Raw genomic sequence first — 10,318 nt, forward strand, 5'->3', positions numbered from 1 at the left:
ACCCAAAGGGGCAGGCCAAAAGGGCCAGGTCCAAAAAACAAAACCCGCTCCCCGAAAGGAGCGGGCCGGTCGAGATTAAGCTTGAGTGGCGTACTTGGCCAGACGAGGGTCGCTTTTCAGCACGGCCAGGGTGTTGGTATGCACGTCATCAGCGGTCACGTCAGCTTTGCTGAAGATTTGCTGGAAGTGCTGATGAGTCACAGCGGCGAAATGCGCACGGTCTTCCGGCGCCACGCCCAGTACCACGGCGTAAGTGGTCAGCGCTTCGCCCTGACCTTTGGCCATGTCTTCGGACAGCTCGTTCATCATGCCATTCATGGCGATCCAGGATTTGCCGCCATAGGTCAGCGACGCATTGGTCGAGCAACCGTTGGTGCCGGAGGTCATACCGAACGTTGCGTTACCGGAAGTGCCGTTGGTGGTGGATGCCAGGAAGTGTGCCGGGGTGCCACGCTGACCTTCGAACAGCATGTTGCCCCAACCGCAGTCCGGACCGCCTGGCGCCTGAGCCATGGCGTTGATGGATACAGCGGTGAAGAGAGTACCGAGAAGAATCCGTTTCATAGCTATGTTCTCTTTGTGTGCATACCAATGGACAAGGGTGCTGGCCCCTAATGGTGCCAGTGGGCCGGTTATCATCCAGCCGCGCAGCTTGGAGTTTAGGCAGGTTCCGGGGGTTCCGTAATCTTTTGCGAAACATTCCTTGAAAACACTGATTTTGACCCGCTCGGCCCGGGGCTGACGCTTTGTCTAGACTTTGGCTTGAGGCGCGCCTTGCCAGTGAGGTACGGGCAGCGCCAGAATGCCGCTATCTGCCCCGCCTGATGTAAGGAAGCCCGATGCCTGATCCTGTTGCTGCCAGCTTGCGTCTAGCGCCTGAAGCGCTGACCCGTCCGTTTTCCGCTGAACAGTTCAGCTTCTCTACCACCAATGATCTGGAGCCCTTCCGCGGTGTGCTTGGCCAGGAACGTGCGGTTGAAGCCTTGCAGTTCGGTGTGGCCATGCCACGCCCCGGTTATAACGTATTCGTCATGGGCGAGCCCGGCACCGGCCGGTTTTCGTTCGTCAAACGCTACCTCAAGGCCGAAGGCAAGCGCCTGCAGACCCCGGCTGACTGGGTCTATGTCAATAATTTCGATGAGCCGCGCGAGCCTCGTGCGTTGGAATTGCCGTCGGGCACCGCCGGAGCCTTCATCGGCGACATCAACGGTTTGATCGACAACCTGCTGGCGACCTTTCCGGCGGTGTTCGAGCACCCGTCCTACCAGCAGAAGAAAAGCGCCATCGACCGCGCTTTCAATCAGCGTTATGACCGTGCACTGGATGTGATCGAGCGTCTGGCGCTGGAGAAAGAGGTCGCGCTCTACCGCGACAGCAGCAACATTGCCTTCACCCCGATGAGCGAAGGCAAGGCGCTGGATGAGGCGGAATTCGCCCAGTTGCCGGAAGCCGAGCGCGAACGTTTTCACGACGACATTTCCGGGCTGGAAGAGCGGTTGAACGAAGAACTCGCCAGCTTGCCGCAATGGAAGCGCGAGTCGAGCAATCAACTGCGTCAGCTCAACGAAGAAACCATCACCCTGGCCTTGCAGCCATTGCTCGCTCCGCTGTCGGAAAAGTACGCGGAAAACGCCGGTGTTTGCGGTTACCTGCAAGCGATGCAGGTGTACCTGCTCAAGACGGTGGTCGAGCAACTGGTGGACGACAGCAAGACCGACGCCATCGCCCGCAAATTGCTCGAAGAGCAATACGCCCCGAGCCTGGTGGTCGGTCATCCGTTCAGCGGCGGCGCACCCGTGGTGTTCGAGCCGCACCCGACCTACGACAACCTGTTCGGCCGCATCGAATACAGCACCGATCAGGGCGCGCTCTACACCACCTATCGGCAGCTGCGACCGGGTGCGCTGCACCGGGCCAACGGCGGTTTCCTGATTCTCGAAGCGGAAAAAATGCTCAGCGAGCCTTTTGTCTGGGATGCGCTCAAGCGCGCCCTGCAATCGCGCAAGCTGAAAATGGAGTCACCGCTGGGTGAATTGGGCCGTCTGGCCACCGTGACGCTGACACCGCAACACATTCCGTTGCAGGTCAAAGTCGTCATCATCGGCGCCCGACAGCTCTACTACACGCTGCAAGACCTCGATCCGGACTTCCAGGAGATGTTCCGCGTCCTGGTGGATTTCGACGAAGACATCCCGATGGTCGACGAGAGCCTGGAGCAGTTCGCCCAGTTGCTCAAAACCCGTACGTCCGAGGAAGGCATGGCGCCGCTGACCGCCGATGCGGTGGCGCGCCTGGCGACTTACAGCGCGCGTCTGGCAGAACATCAGGGGCGTCTGTCGGCGCGGATCGGCGATCTGTTCCAGCTGGTCAGCGAGGCGGATTTCATTCGCGACCTGGCGGGCGACGACATGACCGACGCCGGGCACATCGAGCGTGCGCTCAAGGCCAAGGCCACCCGTACCGGGCGTGTTTCGGCGCGGATTCTCGATGACATGCTGGCCGGGATCATTCTGATCGACACCGATGGCGCGGCGGTTGGCAAGTGCAACGGGCTGACGGTACTGGAAGTCGGCGATTCGGCCTTTGGGGTGCCGGCGCGGATTTCCGCCACGGTTTATCCGGGCGGCAGCGGCATCGTCGACATCGAGCGTGAGGTCAACCTTGGTCAGCCGATCCACTCCAAAGGCGTGATGATCCTCACCGGGTATCTGGGCAGCCGTTATGCCCAGGAATTCCCGCTGGCGATTTCCGCGAGTATCGCTCTGGAGCAGTCCTATGGTTATGTCGACGGCGATAGCGCGTCTCTTGGCGAAGCGTGCACGCTGATCTCGGCCTTGTCGAAAACCCCGCTCAAGCAGTGCTTTGCGATTACCGGTTCGATCAACCAGTTCGGTGAAGTGCAGGCGGTGGGTGGGGTCAACGAGAAGATCGAAGGTTTCTTCCGACTCTGCGAAGCCCGTGGTTTGACGGGGGAGCAAGGGGCGATCATTCCTCAGGCCAACGTTGCCACGCTGATGCTCGACGAGAAGGTGCTGGCGGCGGTGCGCGCAGGGCAGTTTCATGTCTACGCAGTGCGCCAGGCCGACGAGGCTCTGAGCCTGTTGGTCGGCGAGCCAGCCGGCGCGCCGGATGAGAATGGCGCATTCCCTGAAGGCAGCATCAACGCGCGGGTAGTGGAACGCTTGCGGGTGATTGCGGAAATGATCAGCGAGGAAGACCTCAAGGAAGCCGAAAAGGAGTTGGCGCAGGAAGCGATGCTGGAAATCAAACCGGCCTGACACAACCCCCATGTGGGAGCGGGCTTGCTCGCGAAGACTGACTAACATTCAACATCAATGTCGACTGTTATGCCGTCTTCGCGAGCAAGCCCGCTCCCACAGGTTGTTTTTGCAAACTGTATTCAATGCAAAAGAGCGCCATCGAAATGGCGTCAATATTCACGCAGTGACCACTCGGCACCTTCTGATTCTGGTTCGCGTGCGAGCCAGACTTTTCTTCTATTATCTGCTCAAGGATATCGACAGTAATCACTGGATCGAGACAGCCTTCCCGTGGAGGCTGAATACCGGATCTACCGAGGGTCGCCGCCATGTCGCGCAACCTCTGTCTCACCCGTCAATGCCTGGGCCTTGTGACCCGTATCGAATGTGCTATCCGCCCGCTGGCGGGAGATACGGGCATGTGGACCTTGCTCTTCGCCGCCGGAATGGCCGGCGAGCAGCCTTCTGCCATCAAGGCCCAAGGCCCGTTCCGTGGGCCGGTCGTGGCGGAATCGATCCTCGACACCATCGTTGAAAGTCTGACCTTGCATGGTTACGAGCTGGCCGACGACCCGCAAATCTGGTGCCTGCATCTGCAAGCCCAGTTGCGAGAGATCAATGGTGGTCGTTACCGCAACCTTAGCGGACCCGAGTTTCGGCCCGAGCACTGAACAGGCTATTGATCAAGGCTGCCTGGCTCAGCCTTGTCGAGTTTGACCTCAAACCCATATTGCACGGTGGTGAGGTTCGTTCGCTGATAAGTTTCCAGACGTGTGGGCTGGCCATAGAAGTAATGCACTGCAAATAACGCCGGGCCTTGCGCGCTCGCGTCGTGACTGACCGACAGAATCTCTTTCAAATAATTGCCGCTGTCGTCCTTGGCGAAAAAACGCCAGTCCTGGGCGGGAAACAGTTTCAAATCCACCACCAACGCATTCCCTTTGAGCTCAAGGCCTTTGGGCAATTGGCGGGCGTCGTACGTTTGCTGCTCGACAGTCGCCAGGTACTGCGGCATGGAGCCCACGGCGTAGGCCGGGGTTTCCGGGAACAGGTTCAGATCATAGGTGATGGCGCCGCGTATCGGATCGACCTGATACGCTTCCGGCGGCAGTTCGATCGGCCCATCGCGCTGGCCGTTGCGATCTTGGGTAAAGAACGTCACCGGGCTTTCGCCGGGATTGAAAGAAGTGCCGAGCAACTCGTCATTGAAGCTTCTGGGATGATCGAACTCGATGCGCGCGGCACTCAGGTCATCCACCGATTGACTGATGCTGATGCTTTTTTTCAGTTGTTCCTCGCCCAGCGTTGCGCCCTTGAGCCAAGTCGCGGCCTGGTCGTCATACACCACCACCGGCAAGGTCAGTGGCTGGATGGTTTTTTCCGTGGTGTGCGGGTCGAAGCGGCGTATCGGCAGGTCCAGGTCCTTGTGAGTCACCGTGACCGTCGAGAAGTCCAGCAGGCTGACTTCGACCGTGTCGATCGGCCCGTTGAAGTAGACCTTGGTGTAATGCCGGGTTTGTTGCTTTTCAAACGCACGCTGCTCGTCATCGAGCTGTTTTTCGAACGCTTCGTTCCACGCCTTCTGCAGTTGCATCTGCGCCAGCTGTTTTTGATAAAACGCAATTTGCGCGGCGGTTTCGTTGATCGCACCTGAACGAGAGAGGAATTGCCCGGTGGCGTCCCTGGCCTGAACGATCAATGGGGTGAGTGATATGTCGCGTATCTCGGGGGCCAGCGGCGTGCTATTACTGAATTCGATTTCGGCGTAGTTATCCCCCAGTTTCAATAAGGTGACACTGAGATTGTCGTTGGTGCGAGTCTGGCCGACGTCCTTTTTCGTCAGGTCGAAACTGTAGAGCCGGCGTGGGGCGATGACTTCCACCTTGCCTTGCAGGCTCACCGGTTGTGGTTGGTTCTTCTTGTCCACATCCAGGCCTTCGATGAAGGGGTAGGTCACCGTCAAATCATCGGGGTTGGTCAGGTTGGAGCTCGACGGGCTCAGCTGAATGCCGGGATCGGTTTCCGACCATTCCGGCTGGAACGCGATGACGCGCTTGTTGCTCAGGGTCACCGATTGCCATTCCAGGCCATGAGGAAAAAGGAACGCGCCCGGAATGTTGAAGTTGAAGGGGAATACCGGTTGCAGATCGGTCAGGTAATCCGAGCTGGACTCCTTGTGTAACACGAGCAGACCGTTAATGTAGGTGTCGACCAGGGCCTGGGGTGTGGGGTAGTGCTTGAGCACGGCGAGGGCGTCTTCGCCGTATTCGGTGACCACTGGTTTGGTGTCGAGTTTGAGTTGTGCGCGCTCGAGTAACAATAGGGAGCCGCCTAGCTCGGCCACGGCATCCTTGAGTTTGGGGTCCTCGATCGTCTCCAGGGATTGTTCGAACTGTGCGATCTTTTCTTCGAGGCTGACCTGGCGTTTCTCATCGTTGGGTGAGCAGCCACCGAGCAACAATGCGAAGCAAAGCCCGGCACTCGTTAACGGCAATCGCACATCCATTTCCAGTCTTCCTGTCCGACGTCGCTGACCTGTCAATCATCTGGACACTAGCAGAAAAACTTTGTCACACACACGCAGGTTGCGGATTTTCCGGCGGTTTCTGGGTGTAACAGGTGGCTGTTATACTCGCCGCCATTTCCAGCCCCTTGTGTGAGATTCAATGGAACGCTTTATCGAAAATGCAATGTACGCCTCCCGCTGGTTACTGGCGCCGATCTATTTCGGTTTGTCCCTGGGCTTGCTGGCGTTGGCACTGAAATTCTTCCAGGAAGTCTTCCACGTCATCCCTAACGTGTTCTCGATGGCCGAGTCGGATCTGATTCTGGTCCTGCTGTCGCTGATCGACATGGCGCTGGTGGGCGGCTTGCTGGTGATGGTGATGATCTCCGGTTACGAGAACTTCGTTTCTCAGCTGGATATCGACGACAGCAAGGAAAAGCTCAACTGGCTAGGCACCATGGATTCGTCTTCGTTGAAGATGAAGGTCGCGGCGTCCATCGTGGCGATTTCGTCCATCCACCTGCTACGGATCTTCATGGACGCCAAGAACGTCGATCCCGAGCATTTGAAGTGGTACGTGGTCATTCACATGACCTTCGTGGTGTCGGCGTTTGCCATGGGCTATCTGGACAAGCTGACCAAGCACTGATCGACTAATCCTTGTGGGAGCGTGGCTTGCCCGCGATGGCATCGCCTCGGTCTGACGATAAACCGCGGTGATGCCATCGCGGGCAAGCCACGCTCCTACAGTTTTGTGAAACAGACGGGTGGTGTCGTCTGTGGCTTGTACTTTGGCCCGCCGAGGCATTCCATGTAGAGATCCTGGCCCGCCACCGCGTGAGGTGCGCTCATGAATCTGCAAGAGCTGAATGCGTATGCCGTCGCCGGAAAGGTCGATGAGCTGAACCTGATCTCGATGGAAGGCGTGTTTTACGTGCTGGAGGCACGGATGCATGGCGCGGGGCATCCATTGCGCGATGCGCACGGCGAGATATTGCATCTGCGCTCGGTCGAGCATGCGCGTGAAGTGCTTCATGCCTTTCCCAAGTTGTCGTTCAACGTCGTGCATACCTCGGTTCAGGATGAAATGTGCGGTGCCAGCACCGAGGAAAGCCTGAAAGTACCGATCACCTTCCGCTCCGCGTGACAGGGCCGACACGGCTCATCAACGTGACGGCATCTGTGCTAGTCTGCTCGCCCTTTTGATTCCGGGCGCTCCGGGATGCGCTGTGCATGCACGGCAAGTTCCAGGGCCGTCCGCACAACGGAGCAGTGTCATGTCCGAAGTAAATCTGTCCACCGACGAAACCCGCGTCAGCTACGGCATTGGCCGTCAGTTGGGCGACCAGCTGCGTGACAATCCGCCTCCGGGCGTTAGCCTGGACGCAATCCTGGCTGGCCTGACCGACGCGTTCGCCGGCAAGCCAAGCCGTGTGGGTCAGGAAGAAATGTCCGCCAGCTTCAAGGTTATCCGCGAAATCATGCAAGCCGAAGCTGCAGCCAAGGCTGAAGCCGCTGCTGGCGAAGGCCTGGCTTTCCTGGCTGAAAACGCCAAGCGCGAAGGCATCACCACTCTGGCTTCCGGCCTGCAATTCGAAGTGCTGACTCAAGGTGAAGGCGCCAAGCCAACCCGTGAAGACCAAGTGCGCACTCACTACCACGGCACCCTGATCGACGGCACTGTGTTCGACAGCTCCTACGATCGTGGTCAGCCTGCAGAATTCCCGGTAGGCGGCGTTATCGCTGGCTGGACCGAAGCCCTGCAACTGATGAACGCCGGCAGCAAATGGCGTCTGTACGTGCCGAGCGAACTGGCTTACGGCGCTCAAGGCGTTGGCAGCATTCCGCCGCACAGCGTACTGGTATTCGACGTCGAACTGCTCGACGTTCTGTAATGCCCGGCCTGTCGTCATGACGGGCTAATGTGGGAGCGAGCCTGCTCGCGATGCAGTCAACTCTGTTTTTCCGTGAAACCGAGGTGATGCCATCGCGAGCAGGCTCGCTCCCACAGTTTTTTGCGTTGTCTCATAGTTCGATCTTATGGTTCAGATCGCTGGTCGGGCGCAACGCCCGGGCATAGCAGAACAGAAACAGATTGCGCACCAGTTCCTTGAGCACCACCGGCTCGCTGGAACTTAAACCGTTGACGTCCAGATCACCCTGATCCTGCAGTTCGTTCAAGGCTTCTTCTTCAAGTACCGCACAAACTTCCCCGGTTTCCCGATGCAGGATTCTGAGGTAGGGGTGTGGGCGGTCCAGCCAGGCATCGATCAAATAAGTCATGAGTCTCATCTCCATTGATGGGTTTCAATGAGAATAGTTCTTATTCATCAAATAGCAAGGGCCTATTGGCGGTTTGTGTTTTTTTCTGTGGGGAAATTGCTGAGTGTCAAAACGACTGGCGTTTGGCTATTGCGCGGGAATGCTGGGTGATTCGGGGAAGGGCGAAGCACCATCCCGCGCCGGGCGCGGGATGGAATGCAGCAGACTCAGACTTTTCTGACGAACTCGGATTTGAGTTTCATCGGGCCGATGCCATCGATCTTGCAGTCGATGTCGTGGTCGCCATCGCACAGGCGGATGTTCTTGACCTTGGTGCCGACCTTGACCACCAACGATGTGCCTTTGACCTTGAGGTCCTTGATCACGGTGATGGTATCGCCGTCCTGCAGGACATTGCCGACCGAATCCTTTTTCACGGTGTCATCGGACGCCGCTTCGGCTTCACCGCTGGCGGACCATTCGTGGGCGCACTCGGGGCAGATCAGCTGGGTGCCGTCTTCGTAGGTGTATTCGGAATTGCATTTTGGGCAGGGTGGCAGCGTGCTCACTAAGGCTCCTTGGATTCAGGATCGCTAAAAAGCGCACATTGTATAGGGTTTTTAAGGCGCAGGGAGCTGAAAGCAAAAGATCGCAGCCTTCGGCAGCTCCTGCAGGGTTTTGTGGACACCTGTAGGAGCACCGAAGGCTGCGATCTTTTGATCTTAATGCGTGCGGGCGACCGCGAACTCACTCAACTCAACCAGCGCATCGCGGTATTCGCTGGCGGGCAGGGCGTCGAGGCACTTGATCGCACGGGCCACGTAATCGCGGGCCAGTTGCGCGGTGTAATCCAGCGAACCGGAAGCTTCAACAGCTTCGCGAATGCTTTCCAGATCTTCGATGCCACCTTTCTGGATCGCCCGACGAACCAGTGCGGCCTGCTCCGGAGTGCCTTCGCGCATGGTGTAGATCAGCGGCAGAGTCGGTTTACCTTCGGCCAGATCGTCGCCGACGTTCTTGCCCAGGGTTTCGGCATCGCCACGGTAATCCAGCAGGTCGTCGACCAATTGGAAGGCCACCCCCAGGTGATCGCCGAAGGTGCGCAGTGCTTCGCTCTGTTCCGGCGAGGCACCGGCCAGAGCGGCGGCACTGTGGGTCGAGGCTTCGAAGAGCATCGCGGTTTTGCCGCGGATGACTTCCATGTAGGTTTCTTCGGTGGTGCTGGCGTCGCGGACCTTCGACAGCTGCAACACTTCGCCTTCAGCGATGATGCGCGTGGCTTGCGAAAGGATCTTCATCACCGGCATGGAGCCCAGTTCGACCATCATTTCGAAAGAGCGCGAATACAGGAAGTCGCCCACCAGCACGCTTGGCGCATTGCCCCACATGGCGTTGGCGGTCGAGCGGCCACGGCGCATACCGGACATATCGACAACGTCGTCATGCAGCAAAGTGGCGGTGTGCAGGAACTCGATGGTCGCGGCCAGCAGGCGCAGGTCATCGCCTTCACGGCCGAGTGCCTTGCCGCACAGCAGCACGAGCAACGGGCGCAGGCGTTTCCCGCCAGCCGAGGTAATGTAGTCGCCGATTTTCGATACCAGCGGCACTCGGGAAGTCAGCTGTTTCTTGATGATGCCGTCGACGGCGCTAAAATCGTCCGCCACCGCGCGGTAGAAAGCTTGGGGTTGCATCAGCGACAGTTGCTCCAGAAGGGTTGCGCGGCATGCTAGGACCCACGTCGGCGGGTGTCAAGGCACGATAGACGACCACTTGCAACGCTCAAGCAGCTTGCGTACAATCGCGCACCCTGAACTTCCTGGGCAGCACCTGCCTTACGCAATTGCAAACAGGCCTTCCAGCCTTATGCAGCCATGCCAGCCAATACCTCTTCTTATAAAGAGCTGGGTGAGCAGGATTATCGGAGAAATACCATGTCTTATGCAGTAATCGTTACTGGTGGCAAGCAGTACAAAGTTGCTCCAGGTGAATACCTGAAGATCGAAAAACTGGAAATCGCTACCGGCGAATCCGTTACTTTTGATCGCGTTCTGTTGGTTGCCAATGGCGACGACGTGAATATCGGCGCTCCAGTTGTTCCTGGCGCTACCGTTGTGGCTGAAGTGATCTCCCAAGGTCGTCACGATAAAGTCCGCATCATCAAGTTCCGTCGTCGTAAGCACCACATGAAGCGTATGGGCCACCGCCAGTGGTACACCGAGATCAAAATCACCGGTATTCAGGATTAATTTAAGTGGAATTATAAGTACAAAAAAATGCTACACCGTTTCAG

General features: G+C 58.0%; 12 protein-coding genes. 6 read left to right on the forward strand and 6 right to left on the reverse strand.

The window, feature by feature from the left end; translation table 11 throughout:
• Window positions 1-75 precede the first annotated feature (75 nt).
• Window positions 76-564 carry a DUF3015 domain-containing protein gene (locus ACQKPC_RS24190; protein ID WP_007901840.1) on the reverse strand — a complete coding sequence of 163 codons (489 nt, stop codon included), beginning with the start codon at window positions 562-564 and terminating at the stop codon, window positions 76-78.
• A 275-nt stretch (window positions 565-839) separates the two neighbouring features.
• On the opposite strand from ACQKPC_RS24190, the gene ACQKPC_RS24195 reads away from it, so the two are divergent.
• Window positions 840-3,278 carry a Lon protease family protein gene (locus tag ACQKPC_RS24195; protein WP_427626808.1) on the forward strand — a complete coding sequence of 813 codons (2,439 nt, stop codon included), beginning with the start codon at window positions 840-842 and terminating at the stop codon, window positions 3,276-3,278.
• Between the two features lie 67 nt (window positions 3,279-3,345).
• On the opposite strand, the gene ACQKPC_RS24200 is transcribed toward ACQKPC_RS24195, so the two are convergent.
• Entirely contained in the window at window positions 3,346-3,591 is a 246-nt protein-coding gene (locus ACQKPC_RS24200) for a hypothetical protein (protein ID WP_427626810.1), read from the reverse strand.
• On the opposite strand from ACQKPC_RS24200, the gene ACQKPC_RS24205 reads away from it, so the two are divergent.
• Entirely contained in the window at window positions 3,590-3,931 is a 342-nt protein-coding gene (locus ACQKPC_RS24205; RefSeq protein ID WP_007901845.1) for a hypothetical protein, read from the forward strand. The two genes, ACQKPC_RS24200 and ACQKPC_RS24205, sit on opposite strands and share 2 nt — an antisense overlap.
• A gap of 5 nt (window positions 3,932-3,936) precedes the next feature.
• Here the strand turns inward: ACQKPC_RS24205 and ACQKPC_RS24210 are convergent, their stop codons facing one another.
• Window positions 3,937-5,766, reverse strand: coding sequence for a hypothetical protein (locus ACQKPC_RS24210; RefSeq protein WP_427626812.1), 1,830 nt, complete (start codon window positions 5,764-5,766; stop codon window positions 3,937-3,939).
• A 160-nt stretch (window positions 5,767-5,926) separates the two neighbouring features.
• Between ACQKPC_RS24210 and ACQKPC_RS24215 the strand changes: the two genes are divergently transcribed.
• The 3 genes from ACQKPC_RS24215 to ACQKPC_RS24225 all read left to right on the forward strand — a co-directional run bounded on the left by ACQKPC_RS24215 (window position 5,927) and on the right by ACQKPC_RS24225 (window position 7,661).
• Window positions 5,927-6,415, forward strand: coding sequence for a TIGR00645 family protein (locus ACQKPC_RS24215; RefSeq protein ID WP_007901849.1), 489 nt, complete (start codon window positions 5,927-5,929; stop codon window positions 6,413-6,415).
• Between the two features lie 201 nt (window positions 6,416-6,616).
• Entirely contained in the window at window positions 6,617-6,913 is a 297-nt protein-coding gene (locus tag ACQKPC_RS24220) for a DUF6482 family protein (protein WP_007901853.1), read from the forward strand.
• A gap of 130 nt (window positions 6,914-7,043) precedes the next feature.
• The gene (locus ACQKPC_RS24225) at window positions 7,044-7,661 is read left to right on the forward strand and encodes an FKBP-type peptidyl-prolyl cis-trans isomerase (RefSeq protein ID WP_007901858.1); all 618 of its coding nucleotides are present in this window, start codon (window positions 7,044-7,046) and stop codon (window positions 7,659-7,661) included.
• A gap of 130 nt (window positions 7,662-7,791) precedes the next feature.
• Here the strand turns inward: ACQKPC_RS24225 and ACQKPC_RS24230 are convergent, their stop codons facing one another.
• The 3 genes from ACQKPC_RS24230 to ACQKPC_RS24240 form a co-directional block, all read right to left on the reverse strand.
• Complete coding sequence (locus ACQKPC_RS24230) at window positions 7,792-8,049, reverse strand: hypothetical protein (protein WP_095632313.1); 258 nt, start codon at window positions 8,047-8,049, stop codon at window positions 7,792-7,794.
• Window positions 8,050-8,255: 206 nt separating this feature from the next.
• Complete coding sequence (locus tag ACQKPC_RS24235; RefSeq protein WP_007970912.1) at window positions 8,256-8,597, reverse strand: zinc ribbon domain-containing protein YjdM; 342 nt, start codon at window positions 8,595-8,597, stop codon at window positions 8,256-8,258.
• A gap of 153 nt (window positions 8,598-8,750) precedes the next feature.
• Entirely contained in the window at window positions 8,751-9,719 is a 969-nt protein-coding gene (locus ACQKPC_RS24240) for a polyprenyl synthetase family protein (protein WP_008008687.1), read from the reverse strand.
• A 240-nt stretch (window positions 9,720-9,959) separates the two neighbouring features.
• Between ACQKPC_RS24240 and rplU the strand changes: the two genes are divergently transcribed.
• Window positions 9,960-10,274 (forward strand): 50S ribosomal protein L21, encoded by a 315-nt coding sequence (rplU, locus tag ACQKPC_RS24245; protein ID WP_427626816.1) that lies wholly within the window; start codon window positions 9,960-9,962, stop codon window positions 10,272-10,274.
• The last annotated feature ends 44 nt before the right edge of the window (window positions 10,275-10,318 follow it).

The sequence above is a fragment of the Pseudomonas sp. NPDC089918 genome (assembly GCF_050280605.1).
GTDB lineage: Bacteria > Pseudomonadota > Gammaproteobacteria > Pseudomonadales > Pseudomonadaceae > Aquipseudomonas.